The following is a 26,369-nucleotide window of genomic DNA, read 5'->3' as shown; positions in this document are numbered from 1 at the left end:
GACCTATTCACGAGCCGACAGCAGGGCCCTGGCAAAGTCTTCGGCATTGAACTCCCGCAGGTCTTCGATCTTTTCCCCCACCCCGATGAAACGCACCGGCACACCCACCCGTTCGGCGATGGCGAACAGGATGCCGCCCTTGGCGGTGCCGTCCAGCTTGGTGACGGCGATGCCGGTGAGATCCATGGCCTGATGGAATTCCCGGGCCTGGTTGAGGGCGTTCTGGCCGGTGCCCGCGTCCACCACCAGCAGGACCTCGTGGGGGGCGTCGGGAGCCTGGCGCTGGATCACCCGCTTCACCTTCTTGAGCTCGTCCATCAGGTTGGACTGGGTATGCAGACGACCGGCGGTATCGGCGATGAGCACGTCCATGCCCCGGGCCTTGGCGGCCTGCCAGGCATCGAAGATCACGGACGCGGAATCCGCGCCCTGGCCCTGGGCGATCACCGGGGCCTGGTTCCTCTCACCCCAGGTCTGCAGCTGTTCCACGGCGGCGGCCCGGAAGGTGTCGCCGGCCGCCAGCATGACGGATTTGCCTTCCCGACGCAGGTGATGGGTGAGCTTGCCGATGGTGGTGGTCTTGCCGGCGCCGTTGATGCCCAATACCAGGATCACGTAGGGCTTGCGACCGGCGTCGATCACCAGGGGTTTCTGCACCGGTTTGAGCACATCGACCATGGCCCCTTCCAGGGCCTTGACCAGGGCGTCCGCATCCTTGAGTTCCTTGCGGGCGACCCGCCGGGTGAGACCTTCCAGGATGGTTTCCGTCGCCTCGATGCCCACGTCGGCCATGAGCAGCCGGGTTTCCAGTTCTTCCAGCAGCTCGTCATCAATGGCCTTCTTGCCCAGGACCAGACCCGCCATGCCTTCGGTGAGGTTGGAGGAGGTCTTGGACAGCCCCTTGCGCAGGCGGGAGAACAGGCCCGATTTCGAGGTTTCTTCGCCTGTATCGGCCTTCTCGACCTTTTCAGGCTCTGTTCGCTTCTCGGCCTCCGCCCAGGGTGGTGCCGCGTCCGGGATTTTCGGCAGACCGCTCGGGGCGACCGGCGGCCGGGCTTCGGCCTTGATCTCGGGTGCGGTTTTCAAAGCCGCCGGGGCCACTGCCGTGGCGGGTGCCATCGGCTTGGGTGTTTCCGGCCCGGGAGCGACCGGCTCAATCACCGGTGCCTTGGCGGGTTCCGGCTGCTTGGCGGTCGGTTCAATCACCGGTGCTGCCGGGGGCGTGATCACCGGTGGGGGGGGCGGCCCGGCGGGTGTCGATGGTGCCGTTCCGGGTTGCGGCGCGGCCTTGCCCCGGTCCCGGGGGGACCTGATACCCTCGGGGGGCCTGATGATCTCAAGCCCCTCGATGATTTCCAGGGACTCCACGGGTTCGACAGCCTGCTTGGGCTGGTCTACGGGCTTTTTCTTCTTGCGGAAACCGAACATGCGCTGATGAGGTCTACGGTGTTCAAGAACGCACATCCTACCACTGAGGGACGTCTGCCGAAATGAAACAGAAGATGACGAGGGTATGTCTGTTGCTGTTCCTGCTGCTGCCCGGATGGCTCACGGCCGATGACGGGAGCAACGTCCATGAGTTCATGCTGGATAACGGCATGAAGGTGCTGGTGCTGCCGGACCAGCGGGCGCCGGTGGTGTCTTCCATGGTCTGGTATCGGGTGGGGTCCGGTCATGAGCACGGGGGCATCACCGGGATCTCCCACGCCCTGGAGCACATGATGTTCAAGGGCACCGAAGCCCGTCCCGCCGGGGAGTTCTCCCGCACCATCGCCGCGCTGGGGGGACGGGAGAATGCCTTCACCAGCCGGGACTACACCGCCTATTTCCAGCAGCTGGCCACCGAGCATCTGGGGACGGCCCTGGCGCTGGAGGCCGACCGGATGCGGAATCTGACCCTGCCGGAAGATGAGTTCATCCAGGAGATGCGGGTGGTGCGGGAGGAACGGCGTCTGCGGACCGAGGACAATCCCAACGCCCTGACCTTCGAGCACTTCAATGCCGTCGCCTGGTTGAGCAGTCCCTACGGGATTCCGGTGATCGGCTGGATGGCGGACATCGATGAGTACACGGTGGCCGATCTGCGGGACTGGTATGACCGCTGGTATGCCCCCAATAACGCCATCCTGGTGGTGGTGGGAGACGTGGCGCCGGAGGCCGTGCACGACCTGGCCAGGACCCATTTCGGCCCCATCCCGGCGCGGGATCTACTGGCGGTGAAATCCCGCACCGAGACCCCGCAGCTGGGTGAGCGGCGGATCACGGTACGGGCGCCGGCACGGGTCCCCTATCTGCTGGTGGGTTACAAGGTGCCGGTGATCATGACCGCCGAGGAAGACTGGGTGCCCTATGCCCTGCAGGTGGCCGCCGGGGTGCTGGACGGCGGCGAGAGTGCCCGTTTCTCCCGGGAACTGGTGCGTGAAAGTGAGCTGGTGGCCTCCGCCGGGGCCGGTTACAGCCCCCTGTCCCGACTGGATACCCTGTTCATGCTCAGTGCCACCCCGTCCGCCGGGGTGGAGCGGGCGGAGGTGGAGGCCGCCCTGACCAAGGCCCTGGAACGTCTGAAGGATGAACCCGTGAGCACCGCCGAGTTGGAGCGGGTGAAGGCCCAGGTGGTGGCCCGGGAGGTCTATCGCCTGGATTCGATCCAGGGGCAGGCCATGCGCCTGGGGATGCTGGAGAGCGTGGGGCTGCCCTGGCAGCTGGGGGATGAATTTGCCGAGCGTATCCGGGCGGTGACGCCGGAACAGGTGCAGGCAGTGGCCCGGCGCTATTTCGAGGCGGACCGGCGCACGGTGGCCTGGCTGGACCCGTTGCCCATCGATCCGGACGATCCGCCGGGGTATTTCGAAGGCCATCTGCGCTGATTTCCTGATTCGCAAGTGCGTGCTACGCGCGATTTTTACGTTAAAGGAACCCTGACATGACGACATTTTCCCGCCTGTCACGCCCCGGCTGGACGGGGCTGCTCCTGCTGGTGCTGCTCGTGCCCATGACGGCTCCGGCCGACTCCGCGGTCCAGCACTGGGAGACGGAAAACGGCCTCAAGGTTTACTTCGTGCCTTCTCCGGCCCTGCCCATGGTGGATGCACGGCTGGTGTTCAATGCCGGCAGTGCCCGGGACGGTGATCACCCCGGCCTGGCCCGCCTGACCAACACCCTGCTGCAGGATGGTGCCGGTGACTGGGATGCCGATACCATTGCGGAGCGGTTCGAAGGGGTGGGCGCCCAGTTCGGGGCCGCTTCCGAGCGGGACATGGCCATCCTCAACCTGCGCAGCCTGACCGAACCCGACTGGCTGGAGACGGCGGTGGAGACCTTCGTCACCGTGGTTGGCCAACCCGTGTTTTCCCAGCGGGGCCTGGACCGGGCCCGACGTCAGGCGCTGGTCTCCCTGCAGGCCCAGCAGCAGAACCCGGGGGCCATTGCCGGCCGCACCTTCTTCGAGACGGTCTATGCCGGACACCCCTACGCCCATTCTCCCCTGGGGACCGAGGACGGACTGGCCGACATCACCCCGGGGCACCTGAAGACCTTCCATCAGACCTACTACGTGGCCCGTAACGGCATCCTGGCCCTGGTGGGCGGGCTGGACCGATCCGAGGCCGAGGCCTTGGCCGAGCGCATCGCCGCGGTCCTGTCGGCAGGTGAGGCGGCCCCGGCGCTCCCCGCGGTGGCCATGCCGGAGGCGGGTCGGACCATCCGGGTGAACTTTCCTTCCGAACAGGTCCATGTCTTCATGGGCCACCCCGGGATGGCCCGGGGGGATGCGGACCATTTCTCCCTCTATGTGGGGAATCATCGTCTGGGTGGGGGCGGCTTCACCTCCCGGCTGATGGAAGAAGTCCGTACCCAGCGGGGGCTGGCCTACAGTGTCTACAGCTATTTCTCACCCATGGCGGCGGCGGGGCCGTTCCTGATGGGGGTGCAGACCCAGGCCACCCAGGCGGATGAGGCGGTGGCGGTGATGCGCCGGACCCTGGAGGACTTCGTGGCGTCCGGGCTGGATGAGGATGAACTCAAGGCTGCCCAGGCCAATATCGTCGGCGGTTTCCCCCTGCGCACCGCCAGCAACTCGGGAATCCTGGATCATGTGGCCATGATGGGTTTCTACGGCCTGCCGCTGGATTATCTGGAGACCTTCACCGCCCGGGTGGAGGCTCTGGAACCGGCCACGGTGAATGAGGCCTTCGGGCGCCGGGTGGATCCGGCGCGTCTGGTGACGGTCATCGTCGGCGGGGAGGGTTGATGCAGACCCGGATATCGAAGCAGCCCCGGCGGGGTGCGCCGGGGCGTCTGCGCATCATCGGCGGTGAGTGGCGCAGCCGTCGGTTGCCGGTGCCCGACGGCCCCGGCCTGCGTCCCACCCCGGACCGGGTGCGGGAGACCTTGTTCAACTGGCTGCAGCCGGTGATCCAGGGTGCCCGCTGTCTGGACCTGTTTGCCGGCAGTGGGGCGCTGGGGTTTGAGGCGGCTTCCCGGGGGGGATCGCGGGTGGTGATGGTGGAGCGGGATGTTCGGATAGCCGCGCACCTCAAGACTCAGGTGGAGGCCCTGGGGACGGACCGGATCCAGGTCATGGCACGAGATGGACTGGCCTATCTGGCCGCCTGTGACGAGTCCTTCGACCTCGTGTTTCTGGACCCGCCCTACGGCAAGGGGCTGTTGCCCGATTGTCTGGCGCATCTGAGCCGTCCCGGCCTGCTGCGGCCCGGGGCGCGCCTGTATCTGGAGCAGGCCCTGTCGGAGCCGGAGACGGAACTACCGGCGGGGTGGACGGTGTTGCGGGAGACCCGGGCCGGCGAGGTGTTCGGCAGGCTGGTGGCGGCATGACCCTTTTGCCCGCTCTCTGCCGCGAGATCGCCCGGGCCTCCGGTAGCCCCTTCGTGCTCAAGGATCGGCGCGGTGCCGCTGGGGGCTGCATCAATGAAACCGCCGTGCTGCAGGGGCAGGACGGCCGCAGTTTCTTCGTCAAGCTCAATCGTCCGAATCTGGTCCACATGTTCACCGCCGAGGCGGAAGGCCTGCTGGCCCTACGGGCGCCGGGGGCGATCCGGGTGCCCGAGCCCCTGTGCCACGGGGTGATCGAGGGGCGCAGTTACCTGGTGATGGAGCATGTCCCTCTGGGTGGCCCGTCACGCACGGCCCGGTTCGGGGAACAGTTGGCGGCCCTGCATCGGCATGCGGCCCCCCGGTTCGGCTGGCACCGGGACAACACCATCGGCAGTACGCCGCAGATCAACACCTGGTGCGATGACTGGGTAACGTTCTATCGGGAGCACCGACTGGGTTTCCAGATCCGGCGGGCGGCAGAGGCGGGAGGAGGACGGGCGGGTCTGATCGATGCCGTGGCACGGCTGATGGAGGGATTGCCGGCCTTGTTCCAGGGTTACCGGCCGACGGCCTCGGTGCTGCACGGGGATCTGTGGAGTGGGAACCACGACACCGACCGGGAGGGACGGCCGGTGATCTTCGATCCGGCGGTATATTACGGTGACCGGGAGGCGGACGTGGCCATGACCGAGTTGTTCGGCGGCTGCGGACCCGAGTTCTATGCCGCTTACGGGGCTGCCTGGCCTCTGGACCCGGGCTATCGGGTGCGGCGGGATCTGTACAACCTCTATCACCTGCTCAATCACTTCAATCTGTTCGGCGGGGGTTATGCTGGGCAGTCGGAGCGGGTGGCCCGGCGGTTGCTGGCCGAGGTGGGGTAAGGGAGGCGCTGAGCCGCTGCCCTTGGGTTACTACTCCCTGACTCCATCCGTTGCTTTCTAATTTCGCCCGTCACTCCCGCGAAAGCGGGAGTCCAGAATTTTCAGTATGCCACTGGATTCCCGCTTACGCGGGAATGACGTGTTCAGAACCCGGTAAGCGGAGGCGGCAGACGATCCTGTTACGGTTTACAGGCAGGGCGTGTCGGTATACCCCGGCGCGTCGCAATAATCATTCACCGCCGTGCGGCCGCCGTTGGCGCCGCTCCAGCGGGCCTGGTGCTGCACCTGGGACTGACTCAGGCGGGCGGCGGGCGTCACCGGGGGCAGGATGCTGCTCAGGGTGGTGGGGCTCATGCCTAGGCGTACTTCATAGAGGATCTTGTAGGCCAGCACCCGCCTGACGTAATCCCGGGTCTCGGAGAAGGGGATCAGTTCGGCCCATACATCGGCGGGGACTTCCGCGTCCCGGGGCAACCAGGAACGGACGCGTCCGGCCCCGGCGTTGTAGGCCGCCGTGGAGAGCATGGGATGGCCGCCGAAGTTGTCCAGGTTACGACGCAGGTAATAGGTGCCGATGCTCACGTTCAGGTCCGGGTCCAGCAGTTGCATGGGATTGCTGACCGTGGCGCCCACATGGGGGGCCATGGCGCGGCCGGTGTCCGGCATGATCTGCATCAGACCCATGGCCCCGGCATGGGAGCGGGCGTCCTGCATGAAGGCGCTTTCCTGGCGGGCCACCGCCATGGCCCAGGCCGGGTTGATGCCCTGTACCGTGGCCTTTTCCATGATCAGGGGCGCATGGGCCAGGGGGAAGCGCAGGTCGATGTCGTCAAAGCGCTGGGCGCGGGCGGCGGCGAAGATGGCCCGGTCATGCCAGCCAACCTGTCCGGCGATCAGGGCCAGGGCTTCCAGGTCGCCCCGGTCCCGCTGCTGCAGGCGATTCTGCAGGTGCATCCATTCCCGCCGGGCGTCGATGATGCGGCCCAGGGCGAGCATTTCCAGGGAACGGGCCAGAGCCGGGTCCTGGGCGACTCTTGCCATGCGGTCGGGGGTGACGTCCAGCGGACGGTGGCCGATGCGGTAGGGTCTCTCCAGACGGTCGGCGGCGAGGAAACCATAGAAGTTGCGTTCCTCGCTGACGCCGTCGTAGAGGGTCCGGGCACCGCGCTGGTCTCCCAGCTGCTCCAGGGCGCGGGCATGCCAGTAGCGCCAGGCGGCTTCCTGCCGGGCCTCGCCGCTCATGTGGGTGACGGCCTTGGCCACGGTTTCCCAATCGCCCTTGGCCAGGGCTGCCCGCAGTTGCCATTGCCGCAGCAGGTCGTCGAATACGGCGTCGGGCAGGGTAGCCAGGTGGGGCAGGGCACCCTGTTTTTCCCGCAAGGTCAGGCGCAGGGCGATGAAGCGCCGGGTCTCATAGGCATCCTCCCGGGCCATGCCCCAGTCGCGCCGGTCGGACTCCCACAGGGTCAGGGCTTCGCGGGGATCGCGTCGGGCCAGCCGGTTGAAACTGTGGACGATGGCGTCCCGGGCGCCCGGGTGGGCATCGGCGCGCCACTGGATGCGGGTCAGGCCGGTGGGGTCTTCGTAGAGGCTGATCCAGCGGTCGGCCCAGATCCGGTCACCCTCGGGCATGTAGCGGCGCAGATATCGGGCCAGTCCGGGTTGGCCGGCCTCCATCGCCAGCCGGAAGCGTTCCCAGGCCAGTTGGGAGGTGAGACCACCGGCTTCCCGCCAGGCGTTGAACACCGGGTCACATTCACTGACCTGGGAACGACCCACCAGCCAGAGGGTTTCCACCCCGTCCAGGGCCTGGTCACGGCGGCCGGCCCTGAGCAGGGCGTTGTGATATTGGCAGGTGTGGGTAGCCCCGAGACCGCCCTGGTAGTGGCGCAGGTAGTCTTCCCAGCGCCCCTGGCCGGCCAGGTGGGTGAGCCAGCGGGTGCGCAGGCGGTGGCCCAGGTGGCTGTCGCCCCAGCGTTCCAGGAACCGGTCCAGTTCGCCCGGTTCGATCCGCGGGAACCGGGCATTGAGGTCGGCGTGGATCAGGTAGGGCAGCAGGGCATAGTCCTGCAGTTCCCGTATCCCTTGCTGGAAGGCGGTGCGATTGCCCTGCTGGAGGGCACGTTCCGTTTGCACGAAACGTTCGCGCTGGGCGTCGGTGCCGGTGGTGAGGGCCGTGGCCGTGGCCGGGCCGGAGAGGAGGATCAGCAGCGGGAGCAGGTAGCCCGTCAGACGACGCGATGACATGGATGGAACCCCTTCCGGGTGGACCGGCGTAGGCTTGGGGAAATGGCGACCTTGGAGGAACATCGAGCAAGCCCCTTTCCGTCATTCCCGCGAAAGCGGGGGTCCCCATAATTGTCAGTGTGTTACTGGATTCCCGCTTTCGCGGGAATGACGACGATGTTCCGAGATTCCCGCTTTCGCGGGAATGACGGCGGTGTTCTGAGATTCTCGCTTTCGCGGGAATGACGACGGTGTTCCGAGATTCCCGCTCTCGCAGGAATGACGTGCTTTTAATCTTCTCGGCGTATTCCGAACCCTTCTTAAGATGCGACTTTAAGTGGCAATCCCGGGTCGTGCAAGAGGTGGCCTGCCGTTGCCGGATCTTCAGGCCTCCCGCCACTGTCCCGGCGCCAGTCCGTCCAGGGTCCAGGCGCCGATCCGTTGGCGAATCAGGCGCAGGGTGGGGTGGCCCACCGCCGCGGTCATGCGCCGTACCTGCCGGTTGCGGCCTTCATGGATCGTCAGTTCCAGCCAGGTGACCGGGATGTGCCTGCGCTCGCGGATGGGCGGGTCCCGCGGCCAGAGTCCCGCCGGTTCACCCATGATCCGTGCCTCGGCCGGGCGGGTGAGGCCGTCCTTGAGCGTCACGCCTGTCTCCAGGGTGTGCAGGGCTTCGAGGTCGGGCACCCCTTCCACCTGCACCCAGTAGGTCTTGCTCATGTGATGGGCCGGATCGGTGATGCGGGCCTGCAGGCGGCCGTCATTGGTCAGGACCACCAGGCCCTCACTGTCCCGGTCCAGCCGGCCGGCGGCGTAGACACCGGGGATGGGAACAAAGTCGGCCAGGGTCCGGCGGCCCTGGCCGTCGGTGAACTGGGTGAGGACGTCGTAGGGCTTGTTCAGCAGGATGACGCGGGTGGGTCGATCCTGCGGTTTCCGGACGGGCCGCCGGGGGGCGGATCTGTGCCTAGAGACCAAGGGGGTGACTTCCCGCGCTGCCCGGACTGCCGGTGAACAGCAGCAGGCCCAGGCCCAGGATCAGTAATCCCCCGGCGAGGGTGATGGTCTGGCCCACCCAGATCATGCCCCGGTGTTCGCCGCCGCCCGCCAGCCGGATCGCCAGATGGCGGGCCTTGACGGCCAGGATGGCCAAAATGGACACAGTGATGGCCGTGCCCAGGGACATGGCCAGGACGGCAACGATGCCGGCCGGCCAAAGGCCCAGCAGATGGGCGGCCGCCAGCACCAGGATGGCGCCGGTGCAGGGACGGATGCCCACGGCCACGATGGTGGCGATCATGGCGGGTAGACTGCCCGCTTCGGCCGCCTGCCGGGGCGTGACATGGTGGGCGTGACCACAACCGCAGCCGGGGCCGTGGGGGTGGGTCACGTCCCGGGGCAGGGCGGAGCGCAGGCCATGACCGGCCGGGGGCGTGACGGTGAGCGGTTGCAGTCGGACCGGCGCCGGTGCCGGTGCGCGATACAGCCGCAGATAGCCGCGCACCGCCCGCAGGCTGAGCCAGGCCCCCAGCAGGGCCACCAGGGCGAAGCTGATCTGCTCCAGCAGGTAGGCCCGGCCCATGGCTTCACGGGCGGCCATGCCGGCGATGAGCAGGACGCCGGATACCAGCGCGATGGCGGTGACCCCCTGCAATATGGCCGAGGCAAAGGACAGGCTCAGGGCGCGCCGCAGGTGCTGACGGTGGGTGAGCAGGTAGGTGGTGATGACGGCCTTGCCGTGGCCGGGGCCGGCGGCATGGAAGACGCCGTAGAGAAAGCTCACCAGGATCAGCGCCCCGGCACTGGTGGGGCCGGGGTTCTCCCGTACCTGCTGCATGCCGTCGGCCAGTCGGCGGTGCAGTTGGCGCTGTTGGGTGATGACCCAGGCCACCATGCGATCCCGCAGACCCGGTTCCGCTCGGGCTTCATCTTCGAACAACATCAACGGCTGGGCGGGTGCGGCCGCCGGCGCTCCCCCGCCGGTCAGTGGGGAGGCATGGACGTGGAGGGGCAGCAACAGGGCCGCCAGACAAAGGAGGATCAGTCGGAGCATCGGATTTCGGCGCGTTCGGCAAAGTGCTTGCCCAGGTCCGGGTCACCGGTCTGGTCGTAGTCCAGGGCCATGGCCCTGGCCACCAGGACCGGATCGGGGCGGGGTTGGTGGATGCGGATCTCGCAGCGCTCCGTGCCGCCCTCCAGATGGGGCACGGTGTTTTCGGCGTGCAGGATTTCAATGAAATAGGTGGGGTCGAAGACGGCATAACGCAGCGACGCCCGGGCGGGGTCCACGTGAGTCTGGAAATGCAGGGTGAAGCTCAGCGCCAGGCGCCCGTTGATCTCTTTGAGGGTGGGGGCCTCGGCACGCACGTCGCGGATGAGCTGTTCGCCGTGATGGATTTCGGTGAAGAAGTGGTACTCGGTGAGATTTTCGATCACCTGCCGGGCGATGTCCGCCAGCTTTTCTTCCCGGGTGTCGCCGGTGGCATTGTGAGCCATCTCGTCCAGCAGGAAGACGCTGTAGAAGGGGTCCATCAGCCAGGTCTGGCGCAGCCCGGTCACATGGCCGGTGTCGTCGAACACGGCGGTCACCTCCAGGTCGATCCAGGCATGAGGGTGGGCTCCGGCCGGGCTGAAGGTCACCGCCGACAGGGCCAGCAGCAGGCAACAGAGGGTGCGCAGGGGGCGTTGGAGTCCTGGGTGAGGCATGGGTGGTGTCTGCCGATAAGCGATCGATTTACAGGGACAGTGCCTGGGTGACCGGGGTTCCGTCCAGGCCAAGTTCCGCGTACAGGGCGCGCCACCGGGTTTCGTCATCGGGGCCGGGCCGCAGGTCCAGTCCTTCGGGTAGCGGTACTTGGCAATGAATGCCCGTCAGCCGCCGGGCCAGGCGCACGGTGTCCTGGTGGGCTTCGATCAGCCCCATGAGTCGCCTGGCGCCTCGGATGGGCATGTGGGCCACGGCGGGGATGTCCGCCAGCAGGGCTTCCAGGGTGTCGGTGCGTCTGAGCAGGCGGGCGGCCGTGGTCATGCCCACGCCGGGGATGCCGGGGATGTTGTCCACCTTGTCGCCCGCCAGGGCCAGTTGGTCTGCTACTTGGTCCGGGCGGACGCCCAGCATCTTGCGGATGCCGCCGGGGTCCAGGCGCCGGTTTTGGCGCGGTTCCCACCACAGGTCGCCGTCGGTCACCAGTTGGGTCAGGTCCTTGTCGCCGGTGGCCAGGATCACCGGATGCCCGGCCCGGCGTTCGCGGGTGGCCAGGGTGCCGATGAGGTCGTCGGCCTCGTATTCCCGGCTGGACAGGGTGGTCAGGCCGTGGGCATCCAGCAGTTCACGGCAGAGCCGGAACTGGCGTTTCAGGGCCTCCGGGGCCGGGGGGCGATGGGCCTTGTACAGGGGGTAGATGGCCTGGCGATAGTGCCTGCCAAGGCTTTCGTCGAAGGCGAAGGCAATCCGTTCGGGGTGTTCTTCCCGCATCAGGTTGCGGACGAAATTCATGAAACCCACGACTGCGTTCACCGGTTGCCCCCGGGGGCAGGTGAGGGTGTCGGGCAGGGCGAACCAGGCCCGGAAGATGAAGATGCTGGTGTCGATGAGATAGGTGGGTGTGTTCACGGCGGGATTGTATCAGGCCGGGCCGTGCGGGATGGCTTCAAGTGCGGGCGATATCTGTTACCTTGCGGGTTTACCCCCAAACGCCGTCTGCGCGGCGAAGGAGTTGTCATGAAGGTGACCGTGGAGCTGGATGCCACTCCGGAAGAATTGCGTGCCTTTCTCGGCTTGCCCGATGTGGCGCCGCTGCAGAAGGAAATGATGGATGATCTGGCCCGGCGTATCCGTGAGGGTCAGCAGGGTTATGAGTCCCTGGCCCTCATGCAGCCCATGCTGCAAAGCGGCATCGCTAATATGGATGCCATGCAGAAGTTGTTCTGGCAGGCTTTTACCCAGAGCGGTAGTGATTCCGAAAAGAAATGACCGTCCCATTGCCTGAGCATGCTTTCTGCTAGAATTCCGGCCTTGTTCATCCTATCGAGTACTCTGGAGGTAGTTTCATGAAGAACCCCGTGCGCGTTGCCGTCACCGGCGCGGCTGGCCAGATCTCCTATAGCCTCTTGTTCCGCATCGCCTCCGGCGACATGCTCGGCAAGGACCAGCCGGTCATCCTTCAGTTGCTGGAAATCACCCCCGCCATGGATGCCCTGCGTGGCGTGGTGATGGAGCTGGAAGACTGTGCCTTCCCGCTGCTGGCCGGTACGGTGATCTCCGACAAGCCGGAAGAGGCCTTTGCCGATGCGGATTACGCCCTGCTGGTGGGTGCGCGTCCCCGTGGTCCGGGCATGGAGCGCAAGGACCTGCTGGAGGCCAATGCGGCGATCTTCTCCGTGCAGGGCAAGGCCCTGAACGCGGTGGCCGGCCGTCAGGTGAAGGTGCTGGTGGTGGGCAATCCTGCCAATACCAATGCCCTGATCGCCCAGCGCAATGCACCGGATCTGGATCCGCGCAACTTCACCGCCATGACCCGTCTGGACCACAACCGGGCCCTGGCCCAGCTGGCCGGCAAGACCGGTGCCGCCACCACGGACATCCGCCAGATGATCATCTGGGGCAATCATTCCGCCACCCAGTATCCGGATATCAGTCAGGCCACCGTGAAGGGTGATGCCGCTTCCGGTCTGGTGGCGAGGGACTGGTATGAGGGTGACTTCATTCCCACCGTGCAGCAGCGCGGTGCCGCGATCATCAAGGCCCGTGGTGCCTCTTCCGCCGCTTCTGCGGCCGGCTCCGCCATCGATCACATCCGTGACTGGGCTCTGGGCACGCCGGATGGTGACTGGGTGAGCATGGCCGTGCCTTCCGACGGCAGCTACGGCATTGAGGAAGGTTTGATCTACTCCTTCCCCGTGACCTGCAAGAATGGCGACTACAGCATCGTGCAGGGCCTGGAGATTGATGAGTTCAGCCGCGGGCGCATGACCGTGACGGAGCAGGAGCTGCGGGAAGAGCGCGACGGCGTGGCGCATCTGCTGCCCTGAGGGTTTTCGCCCCCCTTGTCTCCTTGGGGGAGAAGGGGGGCGTTCGGGATTTTTTCAACATCCGTGACTGGATTCCCGCGTTCGCGGGAATGACGGATGTGCAAGGGAATAGCGGGGCTGCGTTTGTGTAAGCGGTCTGTTCCCACCCTCGTCGTCACTCCCGCGAAAGCGGGAGTCCAGGTTGGGCTGAGCACTGCTGGATTCCCGCGTTCGCGGGAATGACGGATGAGAAGGGAATGACGGATCTTTAATTTGCCGGACCGGCGGTCCCCTCTGTTTGCCGGGCAAACAGGTCATGTTCCGAGGCGTCGATGATCTCCACGTCGGCCCAGTCTCCGGGGCGCAGTGCCTCCCCATCTTCCACGAAGACCAGGCCGTCGATCTCCGGTGCGTCTGCGCTGGAGCGGGCGATGGCGGTGCCGTCCTCGTCCAGATCGTCCACCAGCACCCGCATCCGGCGCCCCACCTTTTCCGCCAGCCGGGCCTCGCTGATGCCGGCCTGTACCTCCATGAATCGGGCCATGCGTGCCTCCTTGACGGACTCCGGCACCGTGCCGGGCAGCTCGTTGGCGGGGGCGCCGTCCACCGGTGAATAGGTGAAGCAGCCTACCCGGTCCAGTCGGGCCTCACGGATGAAGTCCAGCAGGGTTTCGAAGTCTTCGTCCGTCTCTCCCGGAAAACCGACGATGAAGGTGCTGCGCAGGGTGATGTCGGGGCAGACTTCGCGCCATTGCCGAACTCGCTCCAGCACCCGTTCCGCGGCGGCCGGGCGGCGCATGGCCTTGAGAATGCGGGGGCTGCCGTGCTGCAGGGGGATGTCCAGGTAGGGCAGGATGCGTCCCTCCGCCATCAGCGGGATCAGGTCATCCACATGGGGGTAGGGGTAGACATAGTGCATCCGCACCCAGACCCCCAGGCTGCCCAGGGCCTCGGCCAGGCTCTGGATGTGGGTGTGCAGGGGCTTGCCGCCCCAGAACCCGGTGCGGTATTTCACGTCCACCCCGTAGGCGCCGGAGTCCTGGGAGATGACCAGCAGCTCCTTGACGCCGGCGGCCACCAGGTTCTCCGCCTCCTGCATCACCTCGCCCACGGGGCGGCTGACCAGATCACCGCGAAAGCGGGGGATGATGCAGAAGCTGCAGTGGTGATTGCAGCCCTCGGAGATCTTCAGGTAGGCAAAATGCCGGGGGGTGAGGCGTACTCCCTGGGGTGGGACCAGGCTCTCGAACGGGGCGTGGGGGGCGGGCAGATGGGCGTGTACCGCCGTCATGACCTGTTCGTAGGCATGGGGGCCGGAGACGGACAGCACGTTCGGGAAGCGGTCGCGGATCTTGTCTGCGTCTGCGCCCAGGCAGCCGGTGACGATGACTCGGCCGTTTTCCGCCAGGGCCTCACCGATGGCCTCCAGGGACTCGGTGACGGCGGCATCGATGAAGCCGCAGGTGTTGACCACCACCAGGTCGGCATCGGCGTAGCTGGGAGAGACGCCGTAGCCTTCGGCGCGCAGCTGGGTGAGGATGCGTTCTGAGTCGGACAGGGCCTTGGGGCAGCCCAGGCTGATGAAACCGACGCGGGGAGGCAATGCGGAGGAAAGCTGGTTCACGGATGACTCGCAAAAGGGGCGGCGGGGGGGCCAAAATGGCTGCCCATCCACGCGCGCCTTGTATCTGATGGGATCATCCAGTATATTGCCGCTCTTTTCTTAGCGCTATACAGGCTTTCGAGGGTGCTTGCATGAAGGCGGATATCCATCCCGATTACCACGATGTCACCGTGACCTGCAGTTGCGGCAACACGTTCACCACCCGTTCCACCCAGGCCGGTAACAGCCTGCAGGTGGAAGTATGCTCCGCCTGCCATCCGTTCTATACCGGCAAGCAGAAGATCGTCGATACGGCCGGCCAGGTGGACAAGTTCCGTCGTCGTTACGGAATGTAAGATCGGGCCGGATTTCGTGGCTCGATTGACCGGTTTGAAAACAGGGGCGCTGCTGGTCGGCGCCCTTGTTGCGTCCGTGGCGGGCATGGCCCAGGCCGTGACGCTGCCCGATGCCTGCGGCGGCCCGGCGGGGCGGGTGGAGCAGGCCCGGGTCAATCATGTCTATGACGGGGATACCGTGCGCCTCTCCGACGGTACCCGGGTGCGCATGATCGGCCTGGATACCCCGGAGATATTCCGGCGGGAAAACAGTGCCGAACCTTTCGGCCACGAGGCCCGGGATGCCCTGATCGAGATCCTGGAGGCCCATGACCATCAGGTGCTGCTGGTGCTTGACCGTGAGCGTCGGGATCACTACCGACGGCGTCTCGCCCACCTGTTCACCCCGGACGGCAAGTCCATCCACGCCGAGCTGCTGGCCCGTGGTCTGGCGGTGGCGTTGACCATCCCCCCCAACGACTGGAATCTGCAGTGCTACCGGGATGCGGAGGCCCAGGCCCGCGAGGCCGGGCTGAAGATCTGGGAGCAGGAACATCTGCGGGTGTTCAATTCGCAGGAGTTACCCCCGGATACCGAGGGTTTCCGGCAGGTGGAGGGCCGGGTGGTGCGTCTGGGAGAGAGTCAGCGTTCCCACTGGATCAATCTGGAGGGGAATGTGGCCTTCCGCATCGATCATGAGGATATGATTCATTTCCCGGGGCTGGACCCGGCGGTGCTTCAGGGGCGGCAGGTGATGGGGCGGGGATTGGTCTACAGTCACCGGGGCCAGGCGCGCATCCGCATCCGCCATCCGTCGGATCTGCAGATTCTGGATTGACCTGCAGACCGGCCCGCGCCGGGCATTCCCCGGCGCGGGCCTCTCGTGTCAGTGGCCGGTGGGGTGCAGGCCTCCGGGCAGGTAACGGCCCAGGCCCAGGTGGTTGAGCATCTTCACGGCCTTGGCGCCGGCACGCTGCCCCAGCACCGCGTGGATGTGGCTTTCCCAGTCCGGTTCGGCGGTGTCCAGCAGGTTTTTCAGGTACAGGCCCGCCTCGGTTTCCCCCTCCAGATCCAGCCGTCGGCTGAAGAACAGGGTGTCCGGGTCTTCACTGCGGGTGGCCAGGCGCCAGAAGTCTTCCAGACGACCCCGAATGCGCACGTCCCAGTCATTCGCTGCCTTGCAGTCCCAGTGGGTGACGCCCCCATCCTTGACCCGGAAACAGATGCTGCCGGAATGGTCGGTCACCGCCAGGCAGATGCGCTTGCCTTCCAGCGGACCCAGTTCATCAGCCGCAGGCTGACCCTTGAGCATGTGATTCATGAGGGCGGAGAAGACCCGGGTATGGACGGCGTCCGGAAGCAGGCGAAGGCCGGCGCCCAGGGGCAGCAGGATGGGGGGCTTGGGAAGATGCATGGCAATACCTGTGACTGTCGCGGTATGACGGGTGTGTCCTTGGTAGCCTGAAATTCTAGCCCGTATCGAGGGGACGCGGCCAGTCTTACGCCGGGTTGCCGAGCATGTCATCCAGTGCCCGTAGTCGTGCCACCGTCCCCACGTCCTGCCAGATTCCCCGATGATGCTGGCCGCCGACCCGTCCCTGGATCATCGCCGCGCGCAACAGGGGCGCCAGCGGGAAGCGCCCCGGTCGGCAGTCTGCAAACAGTTCATGCCGATACCAGCCGACGCCGGAGAAGGTGAGGCGGGGCTCACCCGCCGCCATGATCCGCCCGTTGTTCTCATGGAAATCCCCCCTCGGGTGATGGGGCGGATTGTCCACCAGGACCAGGTGGGCCAGATCCTGTGCAGGCATTGTCGGCGGCGTCAGCGGGTGATCCGTCCAGACATCGCCATTGATCACCAGAAACGGGTTCGAATCCAGCCACGGCAGGGCCTGAAAGATTCCGCCGCCGGTTTCCAGTGCCTCGTCCTCGGGGGAGTAGCGGATGCGCAGTCCCCAGTGACCCCCGTCTCCCAGGTGTGCCCGGATCTGTTCCCCCAGATGGGCCAGATTGATGATCACGTCCCGATAACCGGCGGTGGCCAGACGCAACAGGTGGTACTCGATCAGGGGGCGTCCGGCCACCGCCAGCAGGGGCTTTGGGGTATGGTCGGTGAGCGGTCGCATGCGTTCGCCCCGACCGGCGGCCAGGATCATGGCGTGCATCAGTAGCGAGCCTCCGGCAGGCCCGGGGCCGGGTCCGGCAGGGTCGTCGCCAAGCCGTTCATGCGCGAGGGTTCCCAGGGCTGGTGCATGCCGTTGCGGGCCAGGGCCAGACGGTGGGTGTGGGGCAGGTGGGCGTCATACCAGGCCCGTACCGGGGCCAGGGCCGGGTGGGCCAGTTCCTGTTCCAGCAGCCGCCACAACCGCGGCAGGTGGCGCAGATAGGCGGGCTTGGCGTCCCGGCGCCACAGACGGGTGAAGATGCCGATGATCTTGGTGGTACGCTGGGCGCCCAGAATCCAGAAGCTGTCGTCCAGGGCGGTGGCATCCAGACCGGGGAAGGCGTCCCGGTAGCGTGCCATCATGGTCTCGGCCACCCCGGGGTCCACGTCCCGGCGGGCATCCCGGAGCAGGGATACCAGATCATAGGCGGGCGAGCCGATGAGGGCATCCTGGAAGTCCAGCAGGCCGCAGGCGGCGACCCCCTGGCGACCGGCCAGGACCATCAGGTTGTCCACATGGTAGTCCCTGAGCACCAGGGTATGGGGAAGGGCGCCGGTCTGAGGCAGGATGCCCTGCCAAGCAGTGACGAAGTCCCGGCGGATCTCATCGGGACAGCGGTCGCCCCTGGCTTCCGGCCAGTACCAGTCCAGCAGTAGCAGGGCCTCGTTGAGCAGTACGGATTCGCTGTAGGCCTCGATCCGATGGGCATGGTGATGGCTCCAGCTCCGGTGGAGGGCGATCAGGGCGTCGGTAGCCAGGCGGTAGAGTCCGTGTTCATCGGCGCCGTCCGCGAGGGCACGGCTGAAGGTGTGATCGCCGAAATCCTCCAGCAGCAGAAAGCCTTGCTCGGCATCAAAGCCATGGATGCGCGGGGCACTCAGGCCCAGTTCCCGGAGGATCTTTGCGATGTGCACGAAGTCGCCGGCGGACTCCCGGTCCGGCGGGGCGTCCATGATCACCCAACTGCGGTTGTATTCCCAGATTCGGTAATAGCGCCGGAAACTGGCATCGGCGGACAGCAGTCGGGGCATGGGGGTGTCTTCCCCGATCATTCCCCGTAGCCAGGCATGCAGATCGGCGCGTCGGGTATTGGGGGTGGCACTGGTTTTCATCAGTTTGCAGGGCGGGTTTCGGTGGGGGGACCTTCATTATTACACGCCTGCAGGCTTCGCCAAGCGCGGGTTCGCGATTGCGGAGGGTTTCCGCCGGACCCTATACTGCAGGCCAATATCCGGTACGTTTCAAGCGCGCACCCCGTTCGGTGCGGAAGGTATGCTGCATGCCCCATTCCAACTGGGCGATCTGGCCTGGGAGTCCCTATCCGCTCGGGGCCACCTGGGACGGTGAAGGGGTGAATTTCGCCCTGTTTTCGGAACACGCTGAAAAAGTGGAGCTCTGCCTGTTCGACCCCAACGGTCGGCGGGAGCTGGAGCGCATCGAGGTGCGCTGGCAGACGGACCTGGTCTTTCATTGCTATCTCCCGGAGGCCCGTCCGGGTCTGCTGTACGGCTATCGGGTCCATGGCCCCTATGAGCCGGAGGCCGGTCACCGCTTCAATCCCAACAAGCTGCTGCTGGACCCCTATGCCAAGGCCCTGCATGGCCAGGTGCGATGGAGCGATGCCCTGTTCGGTTATCGCATCGGTTCCAGCCGGGAAGACCTGCTCATGGATCGCCGCGACTCGGCTACCGGCATGCCCAAGTGCCAGGTCATCGATACCGCCTTCACCTGGGGGGATGACAGGCCGCCCCGCACCCCCTGGCATGAGACGGTGATCTATGAACTGCATGTGAAGGGGTTTACTGCGCTGCACCCCCATGTCCATACCGCCCTGCGGGGGACCTATGCGGGCCTGGCCACGGCGCCGGTGATCTCCTATCTGCAGCGTCTGGGCGTGACGGCGGTGGAGATCATGCCGGTGCAGGCCTTTCTGGATGACCGGCACCTGGTGGAGAAGGGGCTGCGAAACTATTGGGGCTACAACTCCATGGGGTTTTTTGCGCCGGACATGCGCTACTGCGCTTCCGGTCATGTGAACGAATTCAAGACCATGGTGAAGACCCTCCACACGGCGGGGATCGAGGTGATCCTGGATGTGGTCTACAACCATACCGCCGAGGGCAGTCATCTGGGACCGACCCTCTCCTTCCGGGGTATCGACAACAGCGCCTACTACCGGCTGGTTCCCGAAGACCGGCGCTATTACATGGATTACACCGGTTGCGGCAATACCCTGAACATGCGCCATCCCCGGGTGCTGCAGCTCATCATGGATTCCCTGCGCTACTGGGTGCTGGAGATGCACGTGGACGGTTTCCGCTTCGATCTGGCCTCCGCCTTGGCCCGTGAGCTGCATGAGGTGGACCGGCTGGGGGCCTTCTTCGACATCATCCACCAGGACCCGGTGTTGTCCCAGGTGAAGCTGATCGCCGAGCCCTGGGATCTGGGGGAGGGCGGCTATCAGGTGGGCAACTTCCCTGTGGGCTGGACCGAGTGGAACGGTCGCTACCGGGATACCGTGCGGGCTTTCTGGAAGGGAGAGCACGGACTGATCGGTGACATGGCCTATCGTCTCACCGGTTCTTCAGACCTGTACGAGTCCAATGGACGTCGTCCCTATGCCAGCATCAATTTTGTTACCTGCCATGACGGGTTCACCCTGGAAGACCTGGTGGGCTACAACCACAAGCACAACGAAGCCAACGGCGAGGACAATCGGGATGGGGAAAACCACAACCTGTCCTGGAACTGCGGCGCGGAGGGACCCACGGACGACAAGGAGATCCTGGATCTGCGGGCGCGCCAGAAGCGCAACATGCTGGCCACCCTGTTCCTGTCCCAGGGCATCCCCATGCTGCTGGCGGGGGATGAGCGCGGGCGCACCCAGCGGGGCAACAACAATGCCTACTGCCAGGATGCGCCGCTGTCCTGGGTGGACTGGGAGCTGGATGAGCATGCCCGGGATCTGATCCCGTTCGTGCAGTATCTGATCAGGCTGCGCAAGGATCATCCCGCCCTGCGTCGGCGACATTTCTTCCAGGGACGCCCCATCATGGGGGCCGGGGTGAAGGATCTGGCCTGGCTGCGCCCTGACGGTGAGGAGATGAAGGAAGAAGACTGGCAGCAGGGCTTTGCCCGCAGCCTGGGCATGTTCATCGCCGGTGATCTCTTCGAGGAGTATGACGAGCGCGGCCGCCGGGTGCGGGATACGGACATGATCCTGCTGTTCAATGCCGGCCACGAGCCGATCTCGTTCCGGCTACCACCGGAGCCTGCCCGTACCCGCTGGGAAGTGCTGCTGGATACGGTCTATCCTCGCGGACCCCGCCCGGACCACCGGATGTTTCACAGCCATGAGGTGTATCCCCTGCAGGCGCGGGCGGTGGTGCTGATGCTCAATGCCAGCCGGCCGGTGCGGCGGCAGAACGGCGGCGACTGAACGTCACCGGGTCAGACCATGCTGATCTGGTCCGCGGCGTTTTCCAGGGGCGCCGCCGTCGGGTGATGGGGCGCGCTGTCGGTATCGGTCTCGCTGAAGGCGTAAACCACCTCCGTATCGATGCGCCCGTCGGCGTGAAGCTGTAGCCGCCGGTAGGCCGGGGGCAGGAGGTCGAGCTGGAAATTGCGGGTGCGGGGGGCGAACTGCACGCAGGTGGAGGGGGTGCCCATGAGCCGGACCCCGTTGCGGACCTGATCCACCTGCTGGTGCACATGTCCGAACAACACGCCGCGAACCTGCGGATGCCGGTCCAGTACCTGGAAGAAGGCTTCGGTGTTGCGCAGGTTGATGGCATCCATCCAGGTGCTGCCTACGAATACCACCGGGTGATGCAGGGAAACCAGGGCGTTGCGGGCAGGGTGACGGGTGAGCACTTCATCCAGAAAAGCCAGCTCGCCCTCATCCAGGTGGCCGTGGGGTTCACCGTCCACGACGCTGCACAGACTGACGAACAGCCACTCGCCCCGGGACACGGCCTTGCGGCAGCTGAGGTTGTCCTTGCAGAGCACGTCCTCCATGACCTGGGGGTCATCATGGTTGCCGGCCAGACACTGGATGGGCCAGGGCAGGGGGTTGAGCAGGGTGCGCAGCCGGCGATAGGCGCCGGCGACCGGGTCATGCACCAAGTCGCCGGTGGCCAGCATGAGGTCCGGCGCCTTTTCCCGGCGGCGGATCTGCTCCAGCACCAGCCGGAGGCTGTGATCCGTATTGATGCCGGAATTCATGATATCCCCGGGGCGTTCGCGCAGATGCAGGTCGGTGATCTGAATGATGCGCTGCGGTCTTGCGAAGGGTCCATTCAGGCTCATAAGCGACTTCTCCTTGACCCAAACGGGTTCCATCGATACTCAGGCAGTTTGATGCATGTACGGCAGGTTTGTTTCCGAGTATAACGAAAGAGTTTGACGCTGCCTTGACAGGCTGCATGGAATCGGTCTTTTTGGAGACAAATGAGCATGTCCAATCTCACCACGGAGCTGGATCAGCGTCTGCAGGCCTATCTTTGGTCGGTTTCCCTGCGCGAGCCCCCGTTGTACCAGCGTCTGCGGGAGGAAACGGCCCATCTGCCCGAACACAACTTTCAGGTGGCCCCTGAACAGGGGCAGTTCCTGGCCTTTTTGGTGGAGTTGACCGGTGCCCGCCGGGTGCTGGAGATCGGCAGCTTTACCGGTTACAGCGCCCTGTGGATGGCGGGTGCGATGCCGGAAGAGGGGCGCATGGTCTGTTGTGACGTCAACGAGACCTGGACCGGGATTGCCCGCCGTTACTGGGAGGAAGCGGGATTGGGTGATCGCATCGAGCTGCGGCTGGCCCCGGCCATGGATACCCTGGATGGCCTGCTGGCGGACGGTGCGGCCGGTACCTTCGACCTGGCATTCATCGATGCGGACAAGGCCAACTATGTCCACTATTACCGTCGCTGCCTGCGGCTGGTGCGTCAGGGTGGGCTGATCTGCCTGGACAATACCCTGTGGGCCGGCCGAGTGGCGGACCCGGATGACCATGCCCCGGAAACCGAGGCCATCCGGGCCTTCAACGCCTTGATTCATGAGGACCCCGCGGTGAGCCTGAGCCTGGTTCCCATCGGGGATGGGCTGACGGTGGCCCGGAAACGCTGAGCCCTGCTCCCCCGGCGGTGAAGAGGAGGGTATACTTCGTCCTTTCACCCTCTCCGGTCTTTTCGGCAGTGAGGATCCGTGATGAACGTCGATCTGCCCGAAGGGTATCGTCCCGATGCGGATGAGCCCTACATGTGCCCCAGACATCTGAGCTATTTTCGCCGTCAGCTGCTGCAATGGCGTGACGAACTGCTGGATGAGTCGGAGCAGACCATCCGCAATCTTCAGGAGGAGCAGTGGCGGGAGCCGGACCCCAACGACCGGGCCAGCCGTGAAAGCGATGCCAGCCTGGAGCTGCGCACCCGGGATCGCTACCGCAAGCTGCTGGGCAAGATCGACGCCGCCTTGCGGCGCATCGATGACGGCAGCTACGGTTATTGCGAGGAGACCGGCGAGCCCATCGGCCTACGCCGTCTGGAGGCCCGTCCCATCGCCACCCTGTGCATCGAGGCACAGGAGCGGCATGAGCGCGACGAGCGCTTCTCCTGATCAGGCCGTGATCAGCCCGGCTTGCGTCGGGCCTCCGGCAGGGGCTTGATGAAGATCTTGGAATTGCGCTGATAGTTGTACATCTGCTGCCGGGTGATGGGCAGGGCCTTGAGTTCGCCCGGCTCGAACCCCCGTTCCCGGAACCAGTGGGCGGTTCGCGTGGTGAGGACGAACAGCCGTGTGATGCCCATGGTCCGTGCCTGTGACTCCAGATATTCCGCCAGCATCTCGGCGCGACCGCCCCCCCGATAGTCGGCGTGGACCGCCACGCAGGCCAGTTCTCCCACCTGCTCTTCCGGGAACGGATACAGGGCCGCGCAGGCCAGGATCATGCCGTCCCGTTCGATCACGGAGAACCGTTCGATCTCCAGCTCAAGCTGCTCCCGGGAACGGCGCACCAGGATACCCTCCGCCTCCAGCGGCTGGATGAGTTCCAGAATGCCGCCCACATCCTCGATCTGCGCCTGGCGCAGACGTTCGAAGCGTTCGCCGGTGATCAGGGTGCCGGCCCCTTCGCGGGTATACAGCTCCATCAGCAGGGCGCCGTCCTGGCACCGATCGACGATATGTACCCGCTCCACCGCCTGACGACAGGCGGTGATGGCGCTGCGCAGGTGGGCGGCCAGTTCATCGGGGATGCTGCGTGGTCCCTGGAGCAGTTCCTCGGCCTGGTCCGCCGTGAGATGGGTGATGGGGACCTGATCCCCGTCCCGCAGGTCCTGGGTGTCGCTGAAGAAGATCAGCTTGTCCGCCTTGAGCGCGACGGCGGCAGCGATGGCCACGTCCTCGGCGCTGAGGTTGAAGATCTCGCCGGTGGGGGAGTAGCCCATGGGCGGCAGCAGGACCATCTCGCCGGACTGGAGGTGTCGCCGCAGTCCTTCCGTATCCACCCGGCGAACCTCGCCCGTGTGCAGGTAATCCACCCCGTCGCGCACCCCCAGAGGGCGGGCGGTGACGAAATTGCCGGAAGAGACCCGCACCCGCACCCCGGACATGGGGGTATTGGCCAGTCCCATGGACAGCAGGGCCTCGATCTCCACCCGCAGGGAACCGGCGGCATCCTTGACCGCCCGCAGGGCCTGCTCGTCGGTGACCCGCAGGCCGTTGACATAGCGGATTTCAGCCCCTTGGGCGCGTAGCCGCGCCTCGATCTGTGGGCGTGCCCCGTGCACCAGCACCAGACGGACCCCCAGGGTCTGCAGGATGGCGATGTCGTGGAGCAGGGCGGCAAATCCCGGCTGCAGGGCCGCCTCGCCGCCGAAGGCGATCACAAAGGTGCGATCCCGGTGGGTGTTGATATAAGGGGCGGCGTCGCGGAACCAGGCGACGTGGGGGGCGATGGGGGCGTGTTTCAATACCTTGATGTCCTGAAAGCTCGGTGGAAAGGGTCATATCCTAATAGAATCGGACCCCAGGCCGACATCCCCCGGCCGGCGGGTTTTCCATCATGGCGACATCCGTCAGGTCCATCAGCCGGACGAGTTTTTGGGTCTGGATCAGATCAAACCCGCCCAGGACCTGATCAAGGGGCTGATACAGCGGTTTTGCTATCGTTAAGTGGTGTAGACTTCTCGTCATCTTCCCGGCTCTACGGGCCCCCTTTCCGTCCCGGTCCTCCCTTTAGTGATCCGCCCCGCCCAGCTTTCCGATATCCCCGCTCTGCTGGCAATCGAGCAGCGATGCTTTTCCAGTGATCGACTCTCCCGCCGCCAGTTTCGCTACCTGCTGACCAAGGGTAAGGCCCATACCCTGGTGTTTGACGAAGGGGAGGGGATTCTGGGGTATGTGCTGCTGCTGTTCAGTCGCGGCACGTCCATGGCCCGACTGTATTCCATTGCCGTGGATGGTGCCGCCCGCGGACGGCGTCTCGGCCTGCAACTGGTGGAGGCCGCTGAAACCGAGGCCCGGGAACAGGACTGTGCCTATCTGCGCCTGGAGATTCGCAAGGACAATCAGGCCTCCATCCGCCTGTTCGAATCCCTGGGCTATCGCCGCTTCGGCGAGTACGGGGATTACTACGAAGACCACATGGATGCCTGGCGTTACGAAAAATCCCTGGCGCCGCATCTGCAGCCGGACATGGTGCGGGTGCCTTTCTACGAACAGACCCTGGATTTCACCTGTGGACCTTCATCGGTGATGATGGCCATGAAGGCGCTGGACCCCGCCATGCACATGGATCGGCGTCTGGAGCTGCGTCTGTGGCGAGAGGCTACCACCATTTTCATGACCGCCGGACATGGGGGGTGCGGCCCTTTCGGTCTGGCGCTTTCCGCCGCCCATCGCGGCTTCGGGGTGGAACTCACCCTGAACGACGAGCGCATGCCCCTGCTGGATTCCGTGCGCAGTGAGGAGAAGAAGGAGGTCATGCGGCTGGTGCAGGAGGACATGCTGGATGAGCTGCGGGAGCGGTGCGTACCGGTCCATTACGGTACCCTGAGCGCGGCGGATCTGCGCGCCCGTTTCGAGGCCGGGGGCATCCCGGTGGTGCTGATCAGCTCCTACCAGATCTACGGTGAGAAGTTTCCCCACTGGGTGGTAGTGACCGGTTTTGATGATCACTTCATCTACGTGCACGATCCCTTCGTGGATTATGACAACGGTGAAACCCCAATGGATTCCATCAATATGCCCATCCTGCAGCGGGATTTTGAGCGCATGGCCCGGTACGGCAAGGCCGGGCTCAAGGCCGTGCTGGTGGTCTATCCTCGTTCGTAGTCTTCCCCACCACAAAAAGGAGAACACTATCCATGTCGGATCACGTCCTGCTCATCGAGCAGCCCGGGGACTGGAAGCCCCATTTCCCCGAATACCCCGTGGTGGTGGCTGAGGACTACCTCACCAATCCCAGGTATTCCAGTCATACCCGTCTGCGGGTCATCAACCTGTGCCGCAGTCACCGTTACCTGAGCGAAGGCTATTACTGCTCTCTGCTGGCGGAAGCCCGTCAGCACAAGGTGGTGCCCACGGTGCGTACCCTGCAGGACCTGTCCAGAAAATCCATCTACAGCCTGGATACCGAGGACATCGACCGCAAGGTGGCCCGGGTGCTGGGGCGCAAGCGTGCCGGCCTGCAGCCCACCGCCTTCGAGATCACGGTCTTCTTCGGCCAGTGCGCCCCCAAGGAAATGCACGAGATCGGCCAGCAGCTGTTCTCCATCTTTCGGGCGCCCATGTTCAAGGTGGAATTCAGGCTGGTCGGTCAGTGGCGCATCGAAGCCATCAAGCCCCTGGCCCTGAACAGCCTGACCCCGGAGCAGGAAACGGCCTTCTTCGAGGCCCTGGACCATTATCTCAAGCGTCCCTGGCGCAAGCCGCGCGGGCCGCGAAACTTCAAGTATGACCTGGCCATCCTGCAGAACCCGGACGAGGATCTGCCGCCGTCCAATCGGGCGGCGCTGAACCAGTTCGTTCGCCAGGGCAAGGCCCTGGGGCTGGAGGTGGACCTGATCGACCGCAAGGATTTCGGCCGTCTGGCCGAGTTCGATGCCCTGCTCATCCGCGAGACGACCCGGATCGACCATTACACCTACCGTTTTGCCCGCAAGGCGGACAGCGAGGGGATGGTGGTGATCGATGATCCGGATTCCATTCTCAAGTGCACCAACAAGGTCTATCTGGCGGAACTGCTGGCGGGACAGAAGGTGCCCACGCCTAAGACGCTGATCCTGCGCAAGGAGAACATCCTGGCGGCCGAGGAGGTGATCGG

The 26,369-nt window shown here is 65.3% G+C and carries 25 protein-coding genes; 13 read left to right on the top strand and 12 right to left on the bottom strand.

The genetic code is table 11. The annotated features are described in order from the left end of the window. Positions 1–3 precede the first annotated feature (3 nt). A complete protein-coding gene (gene ftsY / locus LQ952_RS06035) occupies positions 4–1,119 on the bottom strand; it encodes a signal recognition particle-docking protein FtsY (RefSeq protein ID WP_238621772.1) in 1,116 nt (371 codons plus the stop codon). 383 nt (positions 1,120–1,502) lie between these two features. Here ftsY and LQ952_RS06030 point away from each other — a divergent pair, with 383 nt between their 5' ends. Genes LQ952_RS06030 through LQ952_RS06015 form a run of 4 tightly spaced genes read left to right on the top strand, consistent with a single transcriptional unit; the run spans position 1,503 to position 5,714 of the window. Then, positions 1,503–2,867, top strand: coding sequence for a M16 family metallopeptidase (locus LQ952_RS06030; protein WP_430733756.1), 1,365 nt, complete (start codon positions 1,503–1,505; stop codon positions 2,865–2,867). Between the two features lie 56 nt (positions 2,868–2,923). After that, complete coding sequence (locus LQ952_RS06025; protein WP_238621754.1) at positions 2,924–4,249, top strand: M16 family metallopeptidase; 1,326 nt, start codon at positions 2,924–2,926, stop codon at positions 4,247–4,249. Further along, positions 4,249–4,833, top strand: a complete 585-nt coding sequence (gene rsmD / locus LQ952_RS06020) for a 16S rRNA (guanine(966)-N(2))-methyltransferase RsmD (RefSeq protein ID WP_238621753.1) — start codon at positions 4,249–4,251, stop codon at positions 4,831–4,833. The genes LQ952_RS06025 and rsmD overlap by 1 nt, the downstream gene beginning before the upstream one ends. Further along, the gene (locus tag LQ952_RS06015; RefSeq protein ID WP_238621752.1) at positions 4,830–5,714 is read left to right on the top strand and encodes a fructosamine kinase family protein; all 885 of its coding nucleotides are present in this window, start codon (positions 4,830–4,832) and stop codon (positions 5,712–5,714) included. The genes rsmD and LQ952_RS06015 overlap by 4 nt, the downstream gene beginning before the upstream one ends. A gap of 186 nt (positions 5,715–5,900) precedes the next feature. On the opposite strand, the gene LQ952_RS06010 is transcribed toward LQ952_RS06015, so the two are convergent. The 5 genes from LQ952_RS06010 to LQ952_RS15975 form a co-directional block, all read right to left on the bottom strand. Beyond that, entirely contained in the window at positions 5,901–7,961 is a 2,061-nt protein-coding gene (locus LQ952_RS06010) for a transglycosylase SLT domain-containing protein (protein ID WP_238621751.1), read from the bottom strand. Between the two features lie 363 nt (positions 7,962–8,324). Further along, on the bottom strand, positions 8,325–8,849 hold the full coding sequence (locus LQ952_RS06005; RefSeq protein ID WP_238621771.1) for a pseudouridine synthase: 525 nt from the start codon (positions 8,847–8,849) through the stop codon (positions 8,325–8,327). A gap of 58 nt (positions 8,850–8,907) precedes the next feature. Next, the gene (locus LQ952_RS06000; RefSeq protein ID WP_238621750.1) at positions 8,908–9,993 is read right to left on the bottom strand and encodes a nickel/cobalt transporter; all 1,086 of its coding nucleotides are present in this window, start codon (positions 9,991–9,993) and stop codon (positions 8,908–8,910) included. Continuing rightward, positions 9,981–10,646: a DUF1007 family protein gene (locus LQ952_RS05995; RefSeq protein ID WP_238621749.1), complete on the bottom strand. Its 666-nt coding sequence runs from the start codon at positions 10,644–10,646 to the stop codon at positions 9,981–9,983. Before LQ952_RS05995 ends, LQ952_RS06000 begins: the two co-directional genes overlap by 13 nt. Positions 10,647–10,674: 28 nt before the next feature. Beyond that, positions 10,675–11,553 (bottom strand): 5'-3' exonuclease, encoded by an 879-nt coding sequence (locus LQ952_RS15975; protein WP_238621748.1) that lies wholly within the window; start codon positions 11,551–11,553, stop codon positions 10,675–10,677. Between the two features lie 108 nt (positions 11,554–11,661). Here LQ952_RS15975 and LQ952_RS05985 point away from each other — a divergent pair, with 108 nt between their 5' ends. Together LQ952_RS05985 and LQ952_RS05980 are read left to right on the top strand one after the other, a co-directional pair. Continuing rightward, positions 11,662–11,913: a DUF6489 family protein gene (locus LQ952_RS05985; RefSeq protein ID WP_238621747.1), complete on the top strand. Its 252-nt coding sequence runs from the start codon at positions 11,662–11,664 to the stop codon at positions 11,911–11,913. A 77-nt stretch (positions 11,914–11,990) separates the two neighbouring features. Beyond that, positions 11,991–12,971, top strand: coding sequence for a malate dehydrogenase (locus LQ952_RS05980; protein ID WP_238621746.1), 981 nt, complete (start codon positions 11,991–11,993; stop codon positions 12,969–12,971). 247 nt (positions 12,972–13,218) lie between these two features. Here LQ952_RS05980 and rimO read toward each other — a convergent pair whose 3' ends face one another. Then, on the bottom strand, positions 13,219–14,574 hold the full coding sequence (rimO, locus tag LQ952_RS05975) for a 30S ribosomal protein S12 methylthiotransferase RimO (RefSeq protein ID WP_238621745.1): 1,356 nt from the start codon (positions 14,572–14,574) through the stop codon (positions 13,219–13,221). A gap of 131 nt (positions 14,575–14,705) precedes the next feature. Here rimO and rpmE point away from each other — a divergent pair, with 131 nt between their 5' ends. Together rpmE and LQ952_RS05965 are read left to right on the top strand one after the other, a co-directional pair. After that, positions 14,706–14,909: a 50S ribosomal protein L31 gene (rpmE, locus tag LQ952_RS05970; RefSeq protein WP_238621744.1), complete on the top strand. Its 204-nt coding sequence runs from the start codon at positions 14,706–14,708 to the stop codon at positions 14,907–14,909. Between the two features lie 16 nt (positions 14,910–14,925). Then, complete coding sequence (locus LQ952_RS05965) at positions 14,926–15,726, top strand: thermonuclease family protein (RefSeq protein ID WP_238629412.1); 801 nt, start codon at positions 14,926–14,928, stop codon at positions 15,724–15,726. Between the two features lie 48 nt (positions 15,727–15,774). Here the strand turns inward: LQ952_RS05965 and ubiT are convergent, their stop codons facing one another. The 3 genes from ubiT to LQ952_RS05950 form a co-directional block, all read right to left on the bottom strand. Beyond that, positions 15,775–16,302, bottom strand: coding sequence for a ubiquinone anaerobic biosynthesis accessory factor UbiT (gene ubiT, locus LQ952_RS05960; protein WP_274521505.1), 528 nt, complete (start codon positions 16,300–16,302; stop codon positions 15,775–15,777). An 85-nt stretch (positions 16,303–16,387) separates the two neighbouring features. Beyond that, complete coding sequence (murU, locus tag LQ952_RS05955) at positions 16,388–17,053, bottom strand: N-acetylmuramate alpha-1-phosphate uridylyltransferase MurU (RefSeq protein WP_238621742.1); 666 nt, start codon at positions 17,051–17,053, stop codon at positions 16,388–16,390. Further along, positions 17,053–18,165 carry an aminoglycoside phosphotransferase family protein gene (locus tag LQ952_RS05950; RefSeq protein ID WP_238621741.1) on the bottom strand — a complete coding sequence of 371 codons (1,113 nt, stop codon included), beginning with the start codon at positions 18,163–18,165 and terminating at the stop codon, positions 17,053–17,055. Before LQ952_RS05950 ends, murU begins: the two co-directional genes overlap by 1 nt. A gap of 167 nt (positions 18,166–18,332) precedes the next feature. On the opposite strand from LQ952_RS05950, the gene glgX reads away from it, so the two are divergent. Continuing rightward, a complete protein-coding gene (glgX, locus tag LQ952_RS05945) occupies positions 18,333–20,492 on the top strand; it encodes a glycogen debranching protein GlgX (protein ID WP_238621740.1) in 2,160 nt (719 codons plus the stop codon). An 11-nt stretch (positions 20,493–20,503) separates the two neighbouring features. On the opposite strand, the gene cpdA is transcribed toward glgX, so the two are convergent. Next, on the bottom strand, positions 20,504–21,361 hold the full coding sequence (gene cpdA / locus LQ952_RS05940) for a 3',5'-cyclic-AMP phosphodiesterase (RefSeq protein ID WP_238621739.1): 858 nt from the start codon (positions 21,359–21,361) through the stop codon (positions 20,504–20,506). A 147-nt stretch (positions 21,362–21,508) separates the two neighbouring features. Here cpdA and LQ952_RS05935 point away from each other — a divergent pair, with 147 nt between their 5' ends. Together LQ952_RS05935 and dksA are read left to right on the top strand one after the other, a co-directional pair. Further along, positions 21,509–22,171 (top strand): O-methyltransferase, encoded by a 663-nt coding sequence (locus tag LQ952_RS05935; RefSeq protein ID WP_238621738.1) that lies wholly within the window; start codon positions 21,509–21,511, stop codon positions 22,169–22,171. 81 nt (positions 22,172–22,252) lie between these two features. Beyond that, the gene (gene dksA / locus LQ952_RS05930) at positions 22,253–22,660 is read left to right on the top strand and encodes an RNA polymerase-binding protein DksA (RefSeq protein ID WP_238621737.1); all 408 of its coding nucleotides are present in this window, start codon (positions 22,253–22,255) and stop codon (positions 22,658–22,660) included. Between the two features lie 11 nt (positions 22,661–22,671). Here the strand turns inward: dksA and argA are convergent, their stop codons facing one another. After that, on the bottom strand, positions 22,672–24,015 hold the full coding sequence (gene argA / locus LQ952_RS05925) for an amino-acid N-acetyltransferase (protein WP_238621736.1): 1,344 nt from the start codon (positions 24,013–24,015) through the stop codon (positions 22,672–22,674). 268 nt (positions 24,016–24,283) lie between these two features. On the opposite strand from argA, the gene LQ952_RS05920 reads away from it, so the two are divergent. After that, positions 24,284–25,378: a peptidase C39 family protein gene (locus LQ952_RS05920; protein ID WP_238621735.1), complete on the top strand. Its 1,095-nt coding sequence runs from the start codon at positions 24,284–24,286 to the stop codon at positions 25,376–25,378. 32 nt (positions 25,379–25,410) lie between these two features. Then, on the top strand, positions 25,411–26,369 hold a 959-nt coding region (locus LQ952_RS05915; RefSeq protein WP_238621734.1), incomplete at its 3' end, for a RimK family ATP-grasp domain-containing protein.

Source organism: Ectothiorhodospira lacustris (assembly GCF_022227785.1).
Lineage (GTDB): Bacteria > Pseudomonadota > Gammaproteobacteria > Ectothiorhodospirales > Ectothiorhodospiraceae > Ectothiorhodospira > Ectothiorhodospira lacustris.
The sequence above is the reverse complement of the archived record's forward strand: the minus strand, read 5'-3'. Positions and strand labels throughout refer to the sequence as shown.

Bases quoted from the DNA above. Each gene is read 5' to 3' on its own strand.
- ftsY (WP_238621772.1), bottom strand. From the start codon at position 1,119: ATGGCACCCGCCACGGCAGTGGCCCCGGCGGCTTTGAAAACCGCACCC.
- LQ952_RS06030 (WP_430733756.1), top strand. From the start codon at position 1,503: ATGACGAGGGTATGTCTGTTGCTGTTCCTGCTGCTGCCCGGATGGCTC.
- LQ952_RS06025 (WP_238621754.1), top strand. From the start codon at position 2,924: ATGACGACATTTTCCCGCCTGTCACGCCCCGGCTGGACGGGGCTGCTC.
- rsmD (WP_238621753.1), top strand. From the start codon at position 4,249: ATGCAGACCCGGATATCGAAGCAGCCCCGGCGGGGTGCGCCGGGGCGT.
- LQ952_RS06015 (WP_238621752.1), top strand. From the start codon at position 4,830: ATGACCCTTTTGCCCGCTCTCTGCCGCGAGATCGCCCGGGCCTCCGGT.
- LQ952_RS06010 (WP_238621751.1), bottom strand. From the start codon at position 7,961: ATGTCATCGCGTCGTCTGACGGGCTACCTGCTCCCGCTGCTGATCCTC.
- LQ952_RS06000 (WP_238621750.1), bottom strand. From the start codon at position 9,993: ATGCTCCGACTGATCCTCCTTTGTCTGGCGGCCCTGTTGCTGCCCCTC.
- LQ952_RS05995 (WP_238621749.1), bottom strand. From the start codon at position 10,646: ATGCCTCACCCAGGACTCCAACGCCCCCTGCGCACCCTCTGTTGCCTG.
- LQ952_RS05985 (WP_238621747.1), top strand. From the start codon at position 11,662: ATGAAGGTGACCGTGGAGCTGGATGCCACTCCGGAAGAATTGCGTGCC.
- LQ952_RS05980 (WP_238621746.1), top strand. From the start codon at position 11,991: ATGAAGAACCCCGTGCGCGTTGCCGTCACCGGCGCGGCTGGCCAGATC.
- rpmE (WP_238621744.1), top strand. From the start codon at position 14,706: ATGAAGGCGGATATCCATCCCGATTACCACGATGTCACCGTGACCTGC.
- ubiT (WP_274521505.1), bottom strand. From the start codon at position 16,302: ATGCATCTTCCCAAGCCCCCCATCCTGCTGCCCCTGGGCGCCGGCCTT.
- murU (WP_238621742.1), bottom strand. From the start codon at position 17,053: ATGCACGCCATGATCCTGGCCGCCGGTCGGGGCGAACGCATGCGACCG.
- LQ952_RS05950 (WP_238621741.1), bottom strand. From the start codon at position 18,165: ATGAAAACCAGTGCCACCCCCAATACCCGACGCGCCGATCTGCATGCC.
- glgX (WP_238621740.1), top strand. From the start codon at position 18,333: ATGCCCCATTCCAACTGGGCGATCTGGCCTGGGAGTCCCTATCCGCTC.
- cpdA (WP_238621739.1), bottom strand. From the start codon at position 21,361: ATGAGCCTGAATGGACCCTTCGCAAGACCGCAGCGCATCATTCAGATC.
- LQ952_RS05935 (WP_238621738.1), top strand. From the start codon at position 21,509: ATGTCCAATCTCACCACGGAGCTGGATCAGCGTCTGCAGGCCTATCTT.
- dksA (WP_238621737.1), top strand. From the start codon at position 22,253: ATGAACGTCGATCTGCCCGAAGGGTATCGTCCCGATGCGGATGAGCCC.